This window comes from Pseudomonas sp. 14A, assembly GCF_018132745.1.
GTDB classification, from domain to species: Bacteria; Pseudomonadota; Gammaproteobacteria; order Pseudomonadales; family Pseudomonadaceae; genus Aquipseudomonas; species Aquipseudomonas mercuritolerans.
The window spans coordinates 248413-267087 of sequence record NZ_JAGRQJ010000017.1; the positions used below are offsets into that span (position 1 = coordinate 248413).

Sequence of the window (18675 nt, forward strand, 5' to 3'; positions counted from 1 at the left end):
CCAGCGCTAACGCGATGGCCGGGAATTATACGCGGGCTGCAGGGACAGGGATCGCAGTGACTCGCCAGTCATCGCCCACCGCGCGGATTTCAGTGATTTTCAGCTCCGGCGCATCTTTCATCTGCGCCAGCGGCCAGTCGAGCAGCGGACGGGCCGTGGAGCCGAGGAACTTGCCGGCAATGAAGATCACGAATTCGTCGACCAGCCCCAGTTGCGCAAAGGCGCCGGCCAGACGCGGACCGGCCTCGACCAGCACCTCGTTGGTGCCACGATTGGCCAGTTCGATAAGCAACTGATGCAGATCGACCTGGCCGTCATCACCCGGCACGATCAGGCATTCCGGGCCATTGGCATATTGCTCCTCGACCGCGACACAGGTGGCCACCAGCGCCGGCCCGGCCTTGAAGAACGGCGCCTCCAGCGGCACTCGCAGGCGGCCATCGATCAATACGCGCAATGGCGGGCGACTCATGGCCAGCGCGGTTTGCTCGCTGTCCAGACCGAGTTCGTCTGCGCGTACGGTCAAGCGTGCGCCATCGGCCAGCACCGTGTCGGCGCCGGTCAGCACCACAGCCGCCTCAGCGCGCAAACGCTGTACCGCTGAACGCGCCGCCGGGCCGGTGATCCATTGGCTCTCGCCGCTTTCCATCGCTGTGCGCCCGTCGAGGCTCATGGCCAACTTGACCCGCACGAACGGCAAGCCATGTTCCATGCGTTTCAGAAAACCTTGATTGAGCTTGCGTGCTTCAGCCTCCAGCACACCACTTTCGGTGGCAATACCAGCCTCGGCCAGGCGCTGCAAACCGCGGCCGGCGACTTGCGGATTGGGATCACGCATCGCCGCCACGACCCGGGCAACGCCAGCAGTCACCAAGGCATCGGCACACGGCGGCGTGCGCCCATGGTGGCTGCAAGGTTCGAGGGTGACGTACGCCGTCGCGCCCCGGGCCTGCTCGCCGGCGGCGCGCAGGGCGTGGACTTCGGCATGGGGTTCGCCGGCGCGCTCATGCCAGCCTTCGCCGACAATGTGGCCGTCACGCACCACCACGCAACCGACTCGCGGATTGGGATGGGTGGTGTAGTGGCCCTTGCGCGCCAGTTCCAGCGCGCGGGCCATGAAATGCGCGTCGAGGATCGCCTGCTCGGCGGCGGTGGTCATTCTTTCACCGGTTCGCGGGCGAGGCGGTCGATCTCTTCGCGGAATTCATTGAGGTCCTGGAAGCGCTTGTACACCGAGGCAAAACGGATATAGGCGACTTCATCAAGCTTTTGCAGCTCGGCCATCACCAGCTCGCCGACCACGAGGGATTTGACCTCGCGTTCGCCGGTGGCGCGCAGCTTGTGCTTGATATGGACCAGAGAGGATTCGAGGCGCTCGACGCTGACCGGACGTTTCTCCAGCGCGCGTTGCATGCCGGCGCGGAGTTTTTCTTCGTCGAACGGTTGGCGGCTGCCGTCGGTTTTGATCAGGCGCGGCAACACCAGCTCGGCCGTCTCGAACGTCGTGAAACGTTCGCCGCAGGCCAGGCATTCACGCCGGCGGCGCACCTGTTCGCCCTCGGCGACCAGACGCGAGTCGATGACCTTGGTGTCGTTGGCACCGCAGAAGGGACAGTGCATGGTGGCTGGCAACAAAAAATGGGAGGGCCATGGTAGCGCATCCCCGTGGCAAGACAAGCCATAGGCTTTGCGGTATACAGAACGGCATGATCGTCTGATCCATGGAATTCATTCTGCCGGAGCCTCCAATGCCGTTACGTCCGCTCGTTCTGCTCAGTCTTTTCAGCCTGCTGGTGGCCTGTGGCAGCGACGCACCCAAGCCGCAACCGCCGACGCCGGGCCCCGCGCCGCAACAGGCGCAGAAAAAAGCCAAAGAGGCCGCCGAACTCGGCCCGCTGCCAGCCCATCAGCGCGAATTGAGCGGCACCCTACAAGGCGTGCCAACCGGCGCCGAAGTCGAATTGGCGCTGCTGGTGATTGATGAAAAGGATCGCCCGCAACAATTGCTCGCCAGTTCCAGCCTGATCGGCAACAACCAGATCCTGCCGTTTCACCTACGCTTCAACCCCGAGGCGTTTCCGGCCGGCGCACGGGTCGAGCTGCGCGGTCGGGCGAGCCAGTCCGGGCAACTGATCCTGCACCTGCCGTCGCAGACCATCACTCAACCGACTACTCAGGCTTTGGGCCAGCTGCAATTCGTCAAAGCGCCATGACAGCACCGCTCGACCTGCAACAGGCCTTGGGGGAATTGCTCGGCGACGCCAGACTGAAAGCCTGCGCGTTGCCGGGCACCGATTTGCAGCTGTGGTTGATCGATGGCGACAACATGGCCCGCGAATTCAGCCAGGAAGAAACCCAGCGGATCCTGCATGAACCGCCCTATTGGAGTTTTTGCTGGGCCAGCGGCTTGGCCGTGGCGCGTTATCTGGCACAGTTTCCAGAGTGGGTGCGCGGCAAGCGCGTGCTGGATTTCGGCGCTGGTTCCGGGATCGCCGGCATCGCAGCGGTCAAGGCCGGAGCGCTGGAAGTGGTGGCCTGCGATCTCGATCCGTTGGCGATCGCCGCGTGCAAGGCGAACGCCGAGCTCAACGATGTGCAGATGAGCTACTCGACGGATTTCTTTGCCGAGGCCGATCGCTTCGATCTGATTCTGGTCGCCGACGTGTTGTATGACCGGGCGAACTTGCCGCTGCTCGACGCGTTTCTCAGTCGCGGCCGTGAGGCGCTGGTGGCGGATTCGCGGGTGCGGGATTTTCGTCATCCGTTATATGAGCGAATTGAAATGCTCGAAGCGATGACCTTGCCGGATCTGGCCGAGCCTGAGGAATTCAGGCATGTCAGCCTTTACCATGCGCGGCGTGATTGACGCCGCCAAAAGATCGCAGCCTTCGGCAGCTCCTACAGTGCAACGCATTCCAAAGTAGGAGCTGCCGAAGGCTGCGATCTTTTGCGTCACCCCTTATAGTGCGGTCATTGACGCTTAGAGAGATCCCCCATGAGTCAGCAAACGCCGTACATCTTCGACGCCACGACTGCCGATTTCGACCAGTCGGTGATCGAAGCCTCCTTCAACAAACCGGTGCTGGTGGATTTCTGGGCCGAATGGTGTGCGCCGTGCAAGGCGTTGATGCCGATGCTGCAAGGCATTGCCGAGAGCTATCAGGGCGAGTTACTGCTGGCCAAGGTCAACTGCGACATCGAGCAGGACATCGTCGCCCGCTTCGGCATTCGCAGCCTGCCGACCGTGGTGCTGTTCAAGGACGGTCAGCCGGTCGACGGCTTTGCCGGGGCACAACCGGAATCCGCCGTGCGCGCCCTGCTGGAACCGCATGTGCAGATGCCGCCACCGGCCGCTGCCGACCCGTTCGAACAGGCTCAGGCGATGTTCGACGAAGGTCACTTCGCCGAGGCGGAAGCAGTGCTGGTGACCCTGCTCAATGAAGACAATACCAACGCCTGGGCGCTGATCCTTTACGCACGCTGCCTGACCGAGCGCGGTGAGCTGGGCGAAGCGCAAACTGTGCTCGACGCGGTCAAGAGCGATGAGCACAAAGCCGCACTCGCCGGCGCCAAGGCGCAGATCCAGTTCCTCGGCCTCGCCCGCGATCTACCGGACGCCGCCGACCTGAAAAGCCGCCTGGCGCAAAATCCGCAGGATGATGAAGCGGTTTACCAACTGGCGATCCAGCAACTGGCGCGCCAGCAATACGAAGCGGCGCTGGACGCCTTGCTCAAACTGTTCATCCGCAACCGCAGCTACGGCGACGGCTTGCCGCACAAGACCTTGCTGCAGGTGTTCGAACTGCTGGGCAATGATCATCCGTTGGTGACGGCTTATCGTCGCAAGGTATTCGCTGCGCTTTATTGAGAGCAAAAGATCGCAGCGTGCCGCAGCTCCTACATCGGATCGTGTTCATCGCGGTTTTTGCGGATGAACACTGATTCTGCAGGAGCTGCCGAAGGCTCGGGCCGCGATCAGACGATCTTTAGCGGCTCACCCGATCCAACTGTAGAGCGGCGTATCCCCTCCGCTCGCCACCTTCACATCGGAACTGTGGCGCAGACGCACCAGCAAACGCTTGCCCGCTGCCGCACTGCCGGTGAGCGCTTCCAGTTGATCGAGCAGATCCGGTCCACTGAGCTGCCCGGCCTTGCGCAGCAAGTCTTTGGCCACCTGCCACAGCGCATCGTCCTGATTCACCGGCTTCGCCGCCGGGGCCGACGCCACTGCCTCAGACTGCGCAATCGGCGCCTGCCCGCTTAGCGCGGAACCCAGCCTCGCCCAATCGCTGTCATCCAGCTCCACCGTCAAATCCACCGGCACCTCGCCGACCGTTCCGCGTATCCGCAACATCGAGTTCGCTCCTGCACTTTTCTGACCTGCATGCTCCCACGGGACTTGTGCAACGCCAAGCGACGTTGTCCAGTGTGGCGGTTATCGAGCATTCATCTACAGTGTCCTTTTTCTCACAGCACCCTGTAATGAAACGAAGTTACTACGCCCTATTGATGACCCCACTCTTGCTCATCGTGGCATGGCGCATCTGGTTGCCTGCCGATCTTTCGGCTTGTCCCGCTGACGGGGAAACTGCAGGTCCACTGACCCTTGTTATTCGTGATTACTTTGAGCGCAATAGCCGGACCGACTGGCGAGACATGGATGATCGTTTCGACATACTTTCATCCCCCGAAGGCCAGAGCATAGCGAGTCAACCGAATTCACACACTTGCGAAGCATTGCGGGTACTGCAGAGTCCGGCGTTCAGTCAGAGTGAAAAAATCTTCACCATGGCACTTATGTTCAGACTGCCAATCGACCAGTACATGGCCCTGATGGATCGCAGTCATCAACTCTACACGCAGGGCAAAATGGATAAGGAGGTGCTGAGTGTGGTGGTACTTCCGCGCGGAACAGCCATCAACTACTGGTGGCTTCCGGCTTGGCGACAGCGTTTCAGTCGCGATGCCCCGAGCGTGCTCGACGCAAATCTGATCAACGATGTTCTTTCGGGACACTATTGGTTCGACTATCCCGGCGCAGGCTTCTGATTCTGCAAGCATGACATCCAATCCCAGCACCGCCCGCGAACTCATCCCGGGCGGTGCTTAGCCATGTCTTGCGCAATCTCAAGCGCACGGGCACACTCTGCGCACTTTCGTTATAAGATTACATAACAAACTTTTCATTTTTCTCGGAGTCCGTCATGCGTCGTCTGTTGCTCGCTTTGCCGTTTGCCCTGTTGCCGCTGGCCGCTGCCCATGCGGTTGATGAGCACGATCATGATCATGAGCACGGCAGCCTCGGCGCTCACGAACATGGCGTGGGTCGGCTGAACGCCGCGCTCGATGGTCAGACCCTGGAGCTGGAGCTGGAAAGCCCGGCGATGAATCTGGTCGGTTTTGAACACGCCGCCACGTCCGATGCCGACAAGGCCAAAGTCGCTGCCGCTCGTGCGCAGCTGGAAAAACCATTGGCTCTGTTCAGCCTGCCCGCTGCGGCCGGTTGCAAGGTGGTCAGCCAGGAACTGGAAAGCCCGCTGTTCGGCGACAAACCGGACGCCGACGATCACGACGAAGATGAAGCGGACAAGGACGGTCACGAGCATCACCACGACCACAGCGAAATCCATGCGCATTACCAATTCAGCTGCGCCACACCGGGGGCACTGAACACGCTGAACCTGACGAACATCTTCAAGACCTTCCCGGCGACGCAGAAGATTCAGGTACAACTGATCAGCGCGACCGGCCAGCAAGGTACCGAAGTGACGGCAAAATCGGCTGCGCTGAAATTCTGAAGCGAATGAAGATCCCCTGTAGGAGCTGACGAGTGCAACCAGGCTGCGATCTTTTGATCCTGGTTTTTTTACAACCAAAAGATCGCAGCCTGGTTGCACTCGTCAGCTCCTACAGGGGTCCGTGTCCAACCATGAAATCGGTGCCATGACCCAAGCACTCATCGAACTTTCCGACCTTGGCTTCAACTGGCCCGGTCACCCGACGCTGCTGGACATCCCGGCGTTTCGTCTGGAAGCCGGCGAAACCCTGTTTCTCAAAGGCCCCAGCGGCAGCGGCAAGACCACTCTGCTCGGCCTGCTCGGCGGAGTGCAGAAGCCCGGTCGCGGCAGCATTCGCCTGCTCGGCCAGGAGCTGACCGAACTGTCTGCCGGCAAGCGCGATACGTTTCGTGTCGATCACACCGGCTACATTTTCCAGCAATTCAACCTGCTGCCGTTTCTCTCGGTGCGCGAGAACGTTGAGTTGCCGTGTCACTTCTCGAAACTGCGTGCGCAACGGGCGAAACAGCGCCACGGCAGCGTCGATCAGGCCGTCGCCACCCTGCTCGCGCACTTGGGCCTGAAGGACGAAAGCCTGCTCAGTCGCCGCGCCGACTCCTTGTCCATCGGCCAGCAACAACGGGTCGCTGCCGCCCGCGCGTTGATCGGTCAACCGGAACTGGTGATCGCCGACGAACCGACCTCGGCGCTGGATTACGACGCCCGCGAGAATTTCATTCGCCTGCTGTTTGCCGAGTGCCGCGAGGCCGGATCGAGTCTGTTGTTCGTCAGCCACGACCAGAGCCTGGCGCCGCTGTTCGACCGTCATCTGTCCCTGGCCGATCTCAATCGCGCCGCTACGTCCGCCGAGGTCTGAGATGTATCTGTTTCGTCTGGCCATGGCCAGCCTGGCCAACCGCCGTTTCACCGCATTGCTCACCGCCTTCGCCATTGCCCTGTCGGTGTGCCTGCTGCTCGCCGTCGAGCGCGTGCGCACCGAAGCCAAGGCCAGTTTCGCCAGCACCATCAGCGGCACTGACCTGATCGTCGGTGCTCGTTCGGGGTCGGTAAACCTGCTGCTGTATTCGGTGTTCCGCATCGGCAACGCTACCAACAATATTCGCTGGGACAGCTTCGAACACTTCGCCAACAATCCGAAAGTGAAGTGGGCAATCCCCATGTCCCTCGGCGATTCCCATCGCGGCTATCGCGTGATGGGCACCACCGAAGCCTATTTCGAGCACTATCAATACGGGCGCCAGCAACACCTGGCGCTGGCCGACGGTCGCGCGTTTGCCACCGATCCTTTCGAAGTGGTGCTCGGCGCCGAAGTCGCCGAAGCGCTGCACTACAAGCTCGGCGACAAACTGGTGCTGGCCCACGGTGTGGCGGCGATCAGCCTGGTCAAGCACGACGACAAACCCTTCACCGTGGTCGGCATCCTCCAGCGCACCGGCACCCCGGTGGACCGCACGTTGCACATCAGCCTCGGCGGCATGGAGGCGATTCACATCGACTGGCACAACGGTGTGCCGGCGCGCGGCAACGGGCGGATCAGCGCTGATCAGGCGCGCAACATGGACCTGACCCCGCAAGCGATCACCGCGTTCATGCTCGGCCTCAACAGCAAGATTTCCACCTTCGCCTTGCAGCGCGAGATCAACGAATACCGTGGCGAACCGATGCTGGCGATCCTGCCGGGCGTGGCCTTGCAGGAATTGTGGAGCCTGATGGGTACGGCCGAGAAAGCCTTGTTCGTGGTCTCGCTGTTTGTGGTGCTGACGGGGCTGATCGGCATGCTCACGGCGATTCTCACCAGCCTCAACGAACGTCGCCGCGAGATGGCGATTCTGCGTTCGGTGGGGGCGCGGCCGTGGCACATCGCAAGCCTGCTGGTGCTGGAAGCCTTTGCGTTGGCGCTGGCCGGAGTCATCGCCGGACTGGCATTGCTATACATCGGCATCGCCGCTGCGCAGGGTTACGTGCAGGCCAATTACGGTTTGTACCTGCCGCTGGCATGGCCGAGCGAGTATGAATGGACGCTGCTCGGTGGCATTCTGGCGGCCGCGCTGCTGATGGGCAGCGTGCCGGCCTGGCGCGCGTATCGCCAATCATTGGCCGATGGCCTGTCGATCCGTTTATGAGGATGTTCACCATGCCCCGCGCCCTGCTTGCGCTGCTGATGCTGGTCGCCCTGCCCGTGTGGGCGGCGGCGCCGAAAGACCTGACCTGGTCGGAAATGATCCCGCCGGACGCCGCGCCGGAAGTGCCGAACATGACCCCGCTGCACGACCTGTCGAAGATGGGCGACGCACTTTCCGCCGAGTCCGCACCAGCGGCCAAGCAGGACATGCCCAATGCACCGGTCGTGAAGAGCCTCGACGGGCAGAACATTCGCTTGCCGGGCTATATCGTGCCGCTGGAAGTCAGCGAAGAGGGGCGCACCACCGACTTTTTGCTGGTGCCGTACTTCGGCGCCTGCATCCACGTACCGCCACCGCCGTCGAACCAGATCGTCCATGTGAAAAGCGAACTGGGCGTGAAGCTCGATGAGCTGTATCAGCCGTATTGGGTTGAGGGACCGTTGCAGGTGAAAGCCTCGAGCAGTGAACTGGCCGATGCCGGGTATCAGATGGAGGCGGAGAAGATTTATGCGTATGAGCTGCCGGAGTAATTCCCGGTAGTTTTGTATTGGCTGGTCTATCGTCTTCGCGAGCAGGCTCGCTCCCACAGGTGATCACATTCCAAGGTGGGAGCGAGCCTGCTCGCGAATAGGCCCTCAAGGGTTCCACAAAACCCCGCCCCTTCACTGTTTCATTGAGCTGAGTCAAAACACCGTATCAGACGGCTTCGTACCCTAGGACATCGAATTTTTATGTCCTTTCGGAGCCCCCATGAACAAGTCCTTGCTCAGCGCCCCGCTGTTTGCCCTCGCGCTCGCAGCCCCGCTCGCCCACGCCCACGAAGCCGGTGACATTCTCGTGCGCGCTGGCGCGATCACCGTCAACCCGAAGGCCGACAGTTCCAGCGTCAAGGTCGATCAGGGTCCGCTGAGCGGCACTGATCTGGGCGGCAAGGCGACCATGAGCAGCGACACCCAACTGGGTCTGAACTTCGCCTACATGCTCACCAACAACATCGGTATCGAGCTGCTGGCAGCCACGCCGTTCGAGCATGAGGTCAAGCTCAAGGGCACCGCCCTGCCCGCCGCCAACGGCAAGCTCGGCACGCTGAAACACCTGCCGCCGACCCTCAGCGTCGTCTACTACCCGCTGGATTCGAAATCGGCCTTCCAGCCGTATGTGGGTGGTGGCATCAACTACACCTGGATCTACGACGAACACGTCGGCAGCGAAGCCAGCGCCAACGGCTTCAGCAACTTCAAGGCGAAAAACTCCTGGGGCCTGGCCTGGCAGGTCGGCGCCGACTACATGATCACCGACAACATCATGCTCAACGCCCAGGTGCGCTACATCGATATCGACACCCGCGCGACCGTCGAGAACAACGCCGTCGCCCCCGGCACCCGCGCGCGGGTAAATGTAGACGTCGATCCATTCATCTACATGGTCGGTCTGGGCTATAAGTTCTAAGTCGATTTTTTACTGAACGTTCACGTGGTGGTGAATGAGGCTTGGTGGCGGGCAGGCACAGACCTGACGACGACCGTACGCGGTCGATCGGGGGACAACGTTCCCTCGCCACAGGAGTAGCGATATTCCGGCCGTGAAAAAGGCGCCTGATGAAGGGCGCCTTTTTCATTTGGGCTGGAGGTCGCTGGTGAGGCGGAGTCTTACCCCCTCACCCCAGCCCTCTCCCCCAAGGGGGCGAGGGGGAAAGGGAGCCGATTTGTGTGCGTTTCAAATCCGCGTTCGACTTGGCCTCGCGCATCGCTTTGCTCTGCTCGATGTGAGGTAGGCTCGGTATTTCAGGTCGGTGTATTTCGCCCAAACACCTCGGTCAGTCCCCTCTCCCTATGGGAGAGGGCTAGGGTGAGGGCTACATCAGGCACGCCCTAACAAGCGTGCCAAGCCCACACTCATCGGCGTCTGCGGGGGCATTTCAAAGCGCTGCAGCAAGCGTCGGTTATCCGCCCGCGAATGACGAATATCACCCGAACGCGCAGGCCCGTAGCTCACGGGCGGCAACTCACCGACTACCGATTTCAACGCTTCGAGCATCTGCTTCAGGCTCATCGCCTGATTCCAGCCAACATTGACCGCGCCTTCCTGTACTTCAGGCTTTTCCAGCGCCTGCACCAGCAAATCCACCAGATCCCCGACAAAGAGGAAATCCCGAGTCTGCTCGCCATCGCCAAACACGGTGATCGGTAAACCTTTCGACGCGCGCTCGCTGAAGATGCTGATCACCCCGGAATACGGCGAGGAAGGATCCTGGCGTGGGCCGAAGATGTTGAAGAAGCGAAAGATTGCCGGCTCCAGGCCATGCTGGCGGCGGTAGAAATCGAAGTAATGTTCACCGGCCAGTTTGTCCGAGGCATACGGTGTCAGCGGCGCCTTCGGCGTGTCTTCATCAATCGACTCGCCCTCGCCATTGTTGCCGTACACCGCCGCGCTGGAGGCGTACACCACACGCTTGACCCCGCCCAGGCGCATGGCTTCGCAGACATTCAGGGTGCCGATGAAATTGCTCTGGTGGGTTTTCACCGGGTCGTCCACCGAGGCCTGCACCGAGGCCACGGCCGCCAGATGCGCGACAGCGTTGCAACCTTGCATGGCGCGGGCGACCAAAGCGGCATCGGCGACATCGCCGACCACCAGTTCAACCTTGGGATTGTCCAGCGGCAAATTGCTGCGCTTGCCGGTCGACAGGTCGTCGAGCACGCGCACTGCGTAGCCCTTGGCGAGCAGCGCGTCGGTCAGGTGCGAGCCGATGAATCCGGCTCCGCCAGTGATCAGAACCGTTGCTTCAGCCATGTCGGTAAAACCTGTCCAGTAAGCCTGGGAGTGCGGCACGCCAGGCGCGCGGCTTGATCCCGAAAGTGTGGAGAATTTTCTTGCAGGCCAGCACCGCGTGTTGCGGTTCTTCGGCGGCGTCCGGGCGCGCGGCGTGCGCCTGCGCGGTCGGTGCTTCGATCGCCAGCGGATGCAGGCTGCGTGCTTCGGTGAGAATCGCCTGGCCCAGCGCCAGCGGTGTGGTCGCTTCGTGGCCGGCGTAATGGTAAGTGCCCCACAGCGGCGCGGCGCAGTCGAGTTGCTTGAGCACGGAAATGATCACTCGCGCGGCGTCATCGACCGGAGTCGGATTGCCGCGACGATCATCGGCCAGCAGCAATTCTTCGGGTTTTTCCGCGCGGGCGAGGAAGCGTCCGAGGGTGCCGTCCGGGCTGTCGTCGAGCAGCCAGCCAAACCGCAGCAATACATGTTGCGGGCAGGTCGCGCGCACGCTTTGCTCGATGCGCCACAAGGCCTGACCGCGCAGGCCCAGCGGCACCGGTTCGTCTTTTTCGCTGTAGGCCGTGGCCCGCGAGCCGTCGAACACGCGATAGCTCGACGGTTGCACAAGGACAATGTTGTGGTGCTGGCACAGTTCGGCCAGACGCTCGATGGCGCGTTCCTGGCCGCTCATGCGGCTTTCGCTGACGCTCTCGGCCTGGAACCAGTCGAAATAGTAGGCGAGGTTGATCAACGCATCGGGACGGGTGTCGTCGAGCAGTTGGGTGAGGCTCGCGGCATCCCAGCCGTTTTCGGGCGGGCGGGGGGCGAGGAAACCGATGTCTTCTTCCGCACCGAGGCGAATCAGCGCCTGCCCAAGGGCATTTCCGCCGCCCAGTAACATAAGGCGCATTCGCATAGAGTCAGCAGGCCCAGTCTGATTGGAACGATGGCTTTGGCGACGGTCCTCGTGGAACCGTCGTCGATAATTGCCGGAATCGTTGCATTTTGCGGGTTTAGTGCGCAACCGTCATCCGTAAAGTGTAGATCCGCGAATTTGCGGCGTCCCGACCGGCCCCTTCGCGAGCAGGCTCGCTCCCACAGGGGACCGGGTTCCAAGGTGGGAGCGAGCCTGCTCGCGAAGGCGTCCGAACGGTACTTGCATCTTCCCGCCCCCGCCCGCATAACTTCAGTCATGAATCTGCCCCTCCCCGCCAACAGTGCGCTGGCCGGTTTTCACCCCGCCGTCAGCGCCTGGTTCAACAAGACTTTCCCGGCGGTCACCGCCGCTCAGGCCCGTGCGTGGCCGTTGATCCGCCAGCGCCGGTCGACGCTGATTGCCGCGCCCACCGGCTCCGGCAAAACCCTGACCGCGTTTCTCGCCGTGCTCGATGAGCTTGTCCATCGCGGTCTGGAACAGCCCGACGGTCTGCCCGCCGAAACCCTGGTGATCTATGTCTCGCCGCTGAAGGCACTGTCCAACGACATTCAGATCAATCTGCAGAACCCGCTCGCCGGCATCACTGCGCAATTGCGCGAAATGGGCCTGCCGGAGCTGACCATCACTACCGCCGTACGCACTGGCGACACGCCGCAGAAAGACCGCGCCGCCATGCGCAAGACCGCGCCGCACATTCTGGTCACCACCCCGGAATCGCTGTACGTGCTGCTTGGCTCGGAATCCGGGCGCAGGATGCTCGGCACCACGCGCACGGTGATCATTGACGAAATCCACGCCATGGCCGCCGGCAAGCGCGGCAGTCATCTGTCCTTGAGCCTTGAACGACTGCAAGCGTTGTGCGCCGAACCGCTGACCCGCATCGGCCTGTCCGCCACGCAGAAACCGGTAGAAGCCGTGGCGCAATTCCTGGTCGGTCATGATCGCCCCTGCGAAATCGTCGACATTGGCCACGCCCGCCCACGAGACCTGGGTATCGAAGTGCCGCCGGTGCCGCTGTCGGCGGTGATGGCCAACGATGTCTGGGAACTGGTGTACGAGCGCCTCGCCGAACTCGCTCGCGAGCACCGCACCACGCTGATTTTCGTCAACACCCGACGCCTTGCCGAGCGCCTCAGCCGGCATCTGAGCGAGCGCCTCGGCAAGCAGGCCGTGGCCGCGCACCACGGCAGCCTGGCCAAAGAGTTTCGCCTCGATGCGGAACAGCGCCTCAAGCGCGGCGAGTTGCAGGTGCTGATCGCCACGGCGTCGCTGGAGCTGGGCATCGATATCGGTGAAGTCGACCTGGTCTGCCAGATCAGTTCACCGCGTTCGATCGCCGCGTTTCTGCAACGAGTCGGTCGCTCCGGACACCAGGTCGGCGGCACGCCCAAGGGGCGTTTGTTCGCCACCACCCGCGACGACCTGATCGAGTGCGCCGCCCTGCTCGACTGCGTGCGCCGGGGCGAGCTGGATACGCTGCACATTCCGGAAAAACCGCTGGACGTGCTGGCGCAGCAGATCATTGCCGAGGTCAGTTGCCAGGAATGGTCGGAGGACGCGTTGCTGGCGATGTACCGCCGAGCCTGGCCGTATCGCGATCTCGACGAAAAACACTATCAGGCCCTGCTGAGCATGCTCGCAGAGGGTTACAACGGCCGCCAGGGCATCCGCAGCGCCTACCTGCACCGCGATGCCGTCAGTCGCACCTTGCGTGGCCGGCGTGGCGCGCAACTGACCGCCGTGACCAGCGGCGGCACCATCCCGGACAACGCCGACTACAGCGTATTGCTAGAACCCCAGGGCTTGAACATCGGCAGCGTCAACGAAGATTTCGCCGTGGAAAGTATCGCCGGCGACGTGTTCCAGCTCGGCAATACCTCGTACCGCATCCTGCGGGTGGAAAGCGGCAAAGTGCGCGTCGAGGATGCGCAGGGCATGCCGCCGACCATTCCGTTCTGGCTCGGCGAAGCGCCGGGGCGCAGTGATGAACTGTCGGCGGCCGTCGCACGCCTGCAAGCGCAGTTGGACGAATTGCTCAGCGCCAGCCCCGGTAATCTGCAACCGGCGCTCGACTGGCTGACCACCATACTCGGCCTCAACCTCGCCAGCGCCGAGCAATTGGTCGAATATCTGGCGCGCGCACGGCAAACCCTTGGCGCCCTGCCCTCGCAGGACACGCTGTTGATGGAGCGGTTTTTCGACGAGTCCGGCGGCACCCAACTGATCATTCACACGCCGTTCGGCAGCCGCATCAACCGCGCCTGGGGCCTGGCCCTGCGCAAGCGTTTCTGCCGCACCTTCAACTTCGAGTTGCAGGCCGCCGCCAGCGAAGACGCGATCGTGCTGTCGCTGTCCACCAGTCACAGCTTCGAGCTCGACGAAGTCTGGCGTTACCTGCACAGCAACAGCGCCGAACACACGCTCATTCAAGCGGTGCTTGATGCGCCGTTGTTCGGCGTGCGCTGGCGCTGGAATGCCGGAGTGGCGCTGGCGTTGCCGCGTTTTACCGGCGGGCGCAAAGTCGCTCCGCAACTGCAACGGATGAAAAGCGAAGACCTGATCGCCAGTGTGTTTCCCGACCAGATCGCCTGCCTGGAAAACCTCGCCGGCGAGCGTGAAGTCCCCGAGCATCCGTTGGTGGAACAGACCCTCGACGATTGCCTGCACGAAGCGATGGACAGCGAAGGCTGGCTGACCCTGCTGCGGCGCATGGAGCGTGACGAGGTGCGCCTGATCGCCCGTGATCTGCCTGCGCCGTCGCCACTGGCGGCAGAAATTCTCAGCGCCCGACCCTACACGTTTCTCGACGACGCGCCGCTGGAGGAACGCCGCACGCAAGCGGTGATCAATCGACGCTGGAGCGATCCGCAGTCGACCGATGATCTCGGCGCACTCGATGCCGATGCGATCACCGCAGTACGCGAAGAAGCCTGGCCGTCGCCCAATTCCATGGATGAAATGCACGAAGCGCTGATGAGCCTCGCCTGCATCGGCGACGCCGAAGCCCAAGCCAACGCGGGCTGGCAGGACTGGCTGCAAACGCTGATGGCCAGCGGCCGCGCCTGCCTGTTGCAGATCGACGCCGAGCATCAGTTATGGCTGGCCCGTGAACGCTTGAGTTGCCTGCAAGCACTTTATCCACAGGCCACGTTGCTGACTGAGGCGGTGGTGCTGCCCGGCTTCGACGACACGTGGGCATTCGATGAGGCGTTGGTCGAAGTGATCCGCGCCCGCCTCGGCGCCTTTGGGCCGATCCCGTTGCCCGCCATCGCCGAGCCGCTCGCTCTGCCAGCCGCGCAAGTCAATCAGGCCCTCGCGCAACTGGAACGCGAAGGCTATGTGTTGCGCGGCCAGTTCACGCCGAACAGCGCGATTGAAGAATGGTGCGAACGCCATCTGCTGGCGCGCATCCATCGCTACACGGTCAAGCGCCTGCGCCGGGAAATCGAACCGGTGGCATTGCAGGATTTCATGCGTTTCCTGTTCGACTGGCAGCATCTGACGCCGGCCACCCAAGGTCAGGGCAGCGCGGTGTTGCCGGCGATTATCGGCCAGTTCGAAGGCTACCCGGCGGCAGCTTCGGCGTGGGACAGCGACATCCTGCCGGCGCGCCTCAAGGACTACTCGCCGAGCTGGCTGGACGACCTGTGCCGCAACGGCAAACTGGTGTGGACGCGCATCAGCGCGCGGCAGAAGGTCAGCGGCTCGGCATTGCGCAGTACACCGATTGTGCTGCTGCCGCGCAGCCAGGTGGGTTTGTGGAGTGCATTGGCGGAACAGACGCCAGTGAGTGAGTTATCGCCGAAAACACAGAAAGTCTTCGAGGCGCTGAGTCAGCAAGGCGCGCTGTTTTTCGATGAGCTGATACACGAAGCGCGCCTGCTGCGCAGCGAACTGGAAATCGCCTTGCAGGAACTGGTTGCCGCAGGTTTGGTGAACGCCGACAGCTTCGCCGGTCTGCGCGCGCTGATCACTCCCGCAAGCAAGCGCCAGCAGCGCAGCAGTCGACGCGGACGCGGGGCGTTTATCGGCGGCATGGACGATGCCGGGCGCTGGGCATTGCTGCGCCGTGGATCAACCGTGGATTCGGCCGAAACGCTCGAACATGTCGCCATGACCCTGCTGCGCCGCTACGGCGTGGTGTTCTGGCGTTTGCTGGAACGCGAGGCGGACTGGCTGCCGAGCTGGCGGGAATTGCTGCGCACCTTTCATCGTCTGGAAGCGCGGGGCGAGATTCGCGGCGGTCGGTTTGTCAGTGGTCTGGCTGGCGAGCAGTTTGCCTTGCCCGAAGCCATTCCCTTGCTGCGCGAAGTACGCCGACGCCCGCAGGACGGCAGCCTGGTGGCGGTGTGCGGGGTTGATCCATTGAATCTGGCCGGGACCTTGTTGCCCGGGGTGAAAGTGCCGGCGCTGGTGAGCAATCGGCTGGTGTATCGCGATGGGATTCCAGTGGCCGCGGTGATTGCCGGCAAGCAGCAGGTTTGGGTAGAGCTGGATCCGATAGCCATGGGACAACTGCATGCCAAGCTGATCCGGCATTGAGAGTGTTCGCACCGGCGTTTTCGCGAGCAGGCTCGCTCCCACAGTTCAATCCCGTTTCCCCTGTGGGAGCGAGCCTGCTCGCGAATGGCCGGCCCTGCACCCCAAAATCATGCTTCAGGTCCGCGACTCCTGCGGCACTTCACCCGCAACCACCGCCCCTTCCTCCTGCCGCTTCGGCAACAACACCTGCTGTGGATAAGTCTGCGCAAAATGCACATTCGCTGTGTTATCCACAAGCTTCTTCAAGCGCTGGTTGAACGCGCGGCTCACCGCATATTGGCCACCGGACACTGTGCGGAATTGCGCCGTCAACACCACGCCGTTCAAGTCCATTTTGTCCACGCCAAACACATCCAGCGGCCCTTGCAGGTTGTACTTGAGGAACGGGTCTTCGCGGATCGAATCGCCGGCCTCGCGGATCAGCTCGATGGCTCTGTCGACATCGGTGTCGTAAGTGAACTGCACCGAGAAAAACGCGAAGGCGAACTGGCGTGATTGGTTGGTCACAGCCTTGATCTGGCCGAACGGCACCGAATGCACAAAACCCTTGCCGTCGCGCAGGCGCAAGGTGCGAATGGTCAGGCCTTCCACGGTGCCGGCGTGGCCGGAATCGAGCACCACCCAGTCGCCGATCGACAAAGTGTCTTCGATGATGATGAACAGCCCGGTGATGACGTCCTGCACCAATTGCTGCGAACCGAAACCGATGGCCAGGCCGACCACGCCGGCACCGGCCAGTAGCGGCGCGACGTTGATGCCGAGGTTGGCCATGGTGGTAATCGCGCAGATCACCACGAGGATGATTTTGATCGCATTGCGCAGCAGCGGCAGGATGGTTTTCACCCGCGTGCTCGGCTGGCGTGCCGCGCGTTTGCTCAGCGGCGGTTTCAGCGCTTCCTGAATCGCCGTGTCGAGCACCACCCACAGCAGCCACGTCACCAGGAAGATCAGACCGATGCTGCTCAAGGCATTGCTGATCGCCCGGCCGACCGTGCTGCTCTGGGCGAAATCGAGCAACGACACGCCCCAGATCCGCCCGAGAATATCGATGAACACAATCGCCATGACGATGCGCAGCAACGCATGCAACAGGCTGAGAAAACGTTCCTTGTAGGCACTGCTGCGCTGGATCGCCTCGGCCTTGCGCGACTTGAACAGGTGCTGCAATACCGTGCTGATAAACACCGTGGCGATCAGCAGCACGGTGGTGAACAAGGCGCAGCGCAGAGCTTTCTGATTGTCCTCGCCGATGCCGATCAGACTGACTGCCGAGACCAGCACCATCAGCACGATCGGCCAGTACCACAGCCCGGAAAATATCCGCAGCGATTCCTGCAGCGACGGTTGTTTCAAACGCTGACTGAGCGGGCGATTGCGGATCAGATGCGCGACCGGCCGGCGCAGGCGAATCACCAGCAAACCGAAGATGACCGAGGCGATCAGCCCGGTGAACACGGCGATGCTGCTGGTGATATTGCCGCCCAGTTGCCGGGCGATCTGCGGGCTGGTCAGGGCATCGCTAAGGGCGGCGAGAAAGCCGATCAGGAACAGCGGGCGCGGGCAGTATTCACGGATGATTCGCGCGGCGGCGCGCTTGTGGCCGACGTTGAACATCACCACCACGCACAACAACATCGACGTGGAAAAGATGCCGCTGCTGGTGGCGTAGGCCAGACACAGCGCCAGCGCGCGGCCCACCGAAGCTTGCAGAAAATGGCTGACATACAGCGTCAGCGGCAGGCAGATCAGCGCCGGCACGGTGTAAGGCAGCACGTAGCCGAGCAGATCCTGACTGCGCTGGCGGGTGCGCAACCAGCGGCCCTCACGCAGACGCTTGGCCAATAGACTGCCGAGCACGGTGAGCAGGGCGAAACTGCCCAGCCAGACTCCCGACAACGTCAGGAAATCCCCGGCCACGCTCCAGCCCGAGCGGTTTGACGGTTGCTTGACCAGCCGATCGACCTCATCCGCCGCGCGGTCGGCGCGCAGCCGCCAGGCATCGACCAGGTGTTCGTTGAGATCGAGTTTTTCCTGCACATCGTCGATGCTCGTACTGATCGCCCCGAGCAGACCGCCCTGCACCAGCGGTTCCGGTTCGGCGGGTTTTTCCGCCGTATCGGCGGCAGCCGGAACGCCCGGCAGCGCGGCGGCTTGCGATGCGTTGACGCCGAAGCACAGCAGCGCTCCCAGCAGAATGGCGATCCTGAAATTGCGCAAAGCTCCGATCTCCCGTGGCTGACCCTGGTAAGGAACTGATCGGTAATTGCGCGGCAAGTTCAAGAGCCCCCTCACCCCAGCCCTCTCCCCCAGGAGAGGGAGCCGACCGAGTTGCCTGACCAAAATCACCAACTGCACGTCTTGAGTCGAACTCAAGTCCTGAACACCATGCAGATCTGCTCCCTTCACAGTCGTACGCGATTTCAGGAGGCATGAAGATCTGCTCCCTTCCCCCTCGCCCCCTTGGGGGAGAGGGTTGGGGTGAGGGGGTAAGCTCTTGATCTTCGCTTCACCCGCGACCGTC

Annotated in this window: 16 protein-coding genes; 10 read left to right on the forward strand and 6 right to left on the reverse strand. The window is 62.4% G+C overall.

Annotated elements, in window-relative coordinates; all coding sequences use genetic code 11:
* Positions 1 to 25: 25 nt before the first annotated feature.
* Positions 26 to 1159, reverse strand: a complete 1134-nt coding sequence (ribD, locus tag PS14A_RS22180; RefSeq protein WP_212617239.1) for a bifunctional diaminohydroxyphosphoribosylaminopyrimidine deaminase/5-amino-6-(5-phosphoribosylamino)uracil reductase RibD — start codon at positions 1157 to 1159, stop codon at positions 26 to 28.
* Entirely contained in the window at positions 1156 to 1620 is a 465-nt protein-coding gene (gene nrdR, locus PS14A_RS22185) for a transcriptional regulator NrdR (RefSeq protein WP_007910946.1), read from the reverse strand. Before nrdR ends, ribD begins: the two co-directional genes overlap by 4 nt.
* Positions 1621 to 1748: 128 nt before the next feature.
* On the opposite strand from nrdR, the gene PS14A_RS22190 reads away from it, so the two are divergent.
* The 3 genes from PS14A_RS22190 (at position 1749) to trxA (ending at position 3868) form a co-directional block, all read left to right on the forward strand.
* Entirely contained in the window at positions 1749 to 2213 is a 465-nt protein-coding gene (locus PS14A_RS22190; protein ID WP_071173724.1) for a YbaY family lipoprotein, read from the forward strand.
* Positions 2210 to 2866 carry a 50S ribosomal protein L11 methyltransferase gene (locus PS14A_RS22195; RefSeq protein WP_212617240.1) on the forward strand — a complete coding sequence of 219 codons (657 nt, stop codon included), beginning with the start codon at positions 2210 to 2212 and terminating at the stop codon, positions 2864 to 2866. The genes PS14A_RS22190 and PS14A_RS22195 overlap by 4 nt, the downstream gene beginning before the upstream one ends.
* Before the next feature lie 129 nt (positions 2867 to 2995).
* Entirely contained in the window at positions 2996 to 3868 is an 873-nt protein-coding gene (gene trxA / locus PS14A_RS22200) for a thioredoxin (protein WP_212617241.1), read from the forward strand.
* Between the two features lie 126 nt (positions 3869 to 3994).
* Here trxA and PS14A_RS22205 read toward each other — a convergent pair whose 3' ends face one another.
* Positions 3995 to 4354: a hypothetical protein gene (locus PS14A_RS22205; protein ID WP_212617242.1), complete on the reverse strand. Its 360-nt coding sequence runs from the start codon at positions 4352 to 4354 to the stop codon at positions 3995 to 3997.
* Between the two features lie 128 nt (positions 4355 to 4482).
* On the opposite strand from PS14A_RS22205, the gene PS14A_RS22210 reads away from it, so the two are divergent.
* From PS14A_RS22210 to PS14A_RS22235, 6 genes are all read left to right on the forward strand, one after another.
* The gene (locus PS14A_RS22210) at positions 4483 to 5049 is read left to right on the forward strand and encodes a hypothetical protein (protein WP_212617243.1); all 567 of its coding nucleotides are present in this window, start codon (positions 4483 to 4485) and stop codon (positions 5047 to 5049) included.
* Between the two features lie 155 nt (positions 5050 to 5204).
* Positions 5205 to 5798: a DUF2796 domain-containing protein gene (locus tag PS14A_RS22215; protein WP_133339259.1), complete on the forward strand. Its 594-nt coding sequence runs from the start codon at positions 5205 to 5207 to the stop codon at positions 5796 to 5798.
* Between the two features lie 145 nt (positions 5799 to 5943).
* Positions 5944 to 6654, forward strand: coding sequence for an ABC transporter ATP-binding protein (locus tag PS14A_RS22220; protein WP_212617244.1), 711 nt, complete (start codon positions 5944 to 5946; stop codon positions 6652 to 6654).
* A gap of 1 nt (position 6655) precedes the next feature.
* On the forward strand, positions 6656 to 7921 hold the full coding sequence (locus PS14A_RS22225; protein WP_212617245.1) for an ABC transporter permease: 1266 nt from the start codon (positions 6656 to 6658) through the stop codon (positions 7919 to 7921).
* 11 nt (positions 7922 to 7932) lie between these two features.
* Positions 7933 to 8451, forward strand: a complete 519-nt coding sequence (locus tag PS14A_RS22230) for a DUF3299 domain-containing protein (RefSeq protein WP_024014502.1) — start codon at positions 7933 to 7935, stop codon at positions 8449 to 8451.
* Positions 8452 to 8671: 220 nt separating this feature from the next.
* Positions 8672 to 9370, forward strand: a complete 699-nt coding sequence (locus PS14A_RS22235) for an OmpW family outer membrane protein (RefSeq protein ID WP_212617246.1) — start codon at positions 8672 to 8674, stop codon at positions 9368 to 9370.
* A 411-nt stretch (positions 9371 to 9781) separates the two neighbouring features.
* Here the strand turns inward: PS14A_RS22235 and PS14A_RS22240 are convergent, their stop codons facing one another.
* Positions 9782 to 10714 carry an NAD-dependent epimerase/dehydratase family protein gene (locus tag PS14A_RS22240; RefSeq protein ID WP_212617247.1) on the reverse strand — a complete coding sequence of 311 codons (933 nt, stop codon included), beginning with the start codon at positions 10712 to 10714 and terminating at the stop codon, positions 9782 to 9784.
* Positions 10707 to 11591 carry a sugar nucleotide-binding protein gene (locus PS14A_RS22245; RefSeq protein WP_137215697.1) on the reverse strand — a complete coding sequence of 295 codons (885 nt, stop codon included), beginning with the start codon at positions 11589 to 11591 and terminating at the stop codon, positions 10707 to 10709. The genes PS14A_RS22240 and PS14A_RS22245 overlap by 8 nt, the downstream gene beginning before the upstream one ends.
* Before the next feature lie 276 nt (positions 11592 to 11867).
* On the opposite strand from PS14A_RS22245, the gene PS14A_RS22250 reads away from it, so the two are divergent.
* Positions 11868 to 16154 (forward strand): DEAD/DEAH box helicase, encoded by a 4287-nt coding sequence (locus PS14A_RS22250; protein ID WP_212617248.1) that lies wholly within the window; start codon positions 11868 to 11870, stop codon positions 16152 to 16154.
* Positions 16155 to 16268: 114 nt separating this feature from the next.
* Here PS14A_RS22250 and PS14A_RS22255 read toward each other — a convergent pair whose 3' ends face one another.
* Entirely contained in the window at positions 16269 to 18371 is a 2103-nt protein-coding gene (locus tag PS14A_RS22255; protein WP_212617249.1) for a mechanosensitive ion channel family protein, read from the reverse strand.
* Positions 18372 to 18675 lie beyond the last annotated feature (304 nt).

Coding starts and splice junctions, on each gene's coding strand:
- PS14A_RS22215 (WP_133339259.1), top strand. CDS start 5,205: ATGCGTCGTCTGTTGCTCGCTTTGCCGTTTGCCCTGTTGCCGCTGGCC.
- PS14A_RS22240 (WP_212617247.1), bottom strand. CDS start 10,714: ATGGCTGAAGCAACGGTTCTGATCACTGGCGGAGCCGGATTCATCGGC.
- PS14A_RS22195 (WP_212617240.1), top strand. CDS start 2,210: ATGACAGCACCGCTCGACCTGCAACAGGCCTTGGGGGAATTGCTCGGC.
- PS14A_RS22225 (WP_212617245.1), top strand. CDS start 6,656: ATGTATCTGTTTCGTCTGGCCATGGCCAGCCTGGCCAACCGCCGTTTC.
- PS14A_RS22190 (WP_071173724.1), top strand. CDS start 1,749: ATGCCGTTACGTCCGCTCGTTCTGCTCAGTCTTTTCAGCCTGCTGGTG.
- nrdR (WP_007910946.1), bottom strand. CDS start 1,620: ATGCACTGTCCCTTCTGCGGTGCCAACGACACCAAGGTCATCGACTCG.
- PS14A_RS22205 (WP_212617242.1), bottom strand. CDS start 4,354: ATGTTGCGGATACGCGGAACGGTCGGCGAGGTGCCGGTGGATTTGACG.
- PS14A_RS22230 (WP_024014502.1), top strand. CDS start 7,933: ATGCCCCGCGCCCTGCTTGCGCTGCTGATGCTGGTCGCCCTGCCCGTG.
- PS14A_RS22245 (WP_137215697.1), bottom strand. CDS start 11,591: ATGCGAATGCGCCTTATGTTACTGGGCGGCGGAAATGCCCTTGGGCAG.
- PS14A_RS22220 (WP_212617244.1), top strand. CDS start 5,944: ATGACCCAAGCACTCATCGAACTTTCCGACCTTGGCTTCAACTGGCCC.
- trxA (WP_212617241.1), top strand. CDS start 2,996: ATGAGTCAGCAAACGCCGTACATCTTCGACGCCACGACTGCCGATTTC.
- PS14A_RS22250 (WP_212617248.1), top strand. CDS start 11,868: ATGAATCTGCCCCTCCCCGCCAACAGTGCGCTGGCCGGTTTTCACCCC.
- PS14A_RS22235 (WP_212617246.1), top strand. CDS start 8,672: ATGAACAAGTCCTTGCTCAGCGCCCCGCTGTTTGCCCTCGCGCTCGCA.
- PS14A_RS22210 (WP_212617243.1), top strand. CDS start 4,483: ATGAAACGAAGTTACTACGCCCTATTGATGACCCCACTCTTGCTCATC.
- ribD (WP_212617239.1), bottom strand. CDS start 1,159: ATGACCACCGCCGCCGAGCAGGCGATCCTCGACGCGCATTTCATGGCC.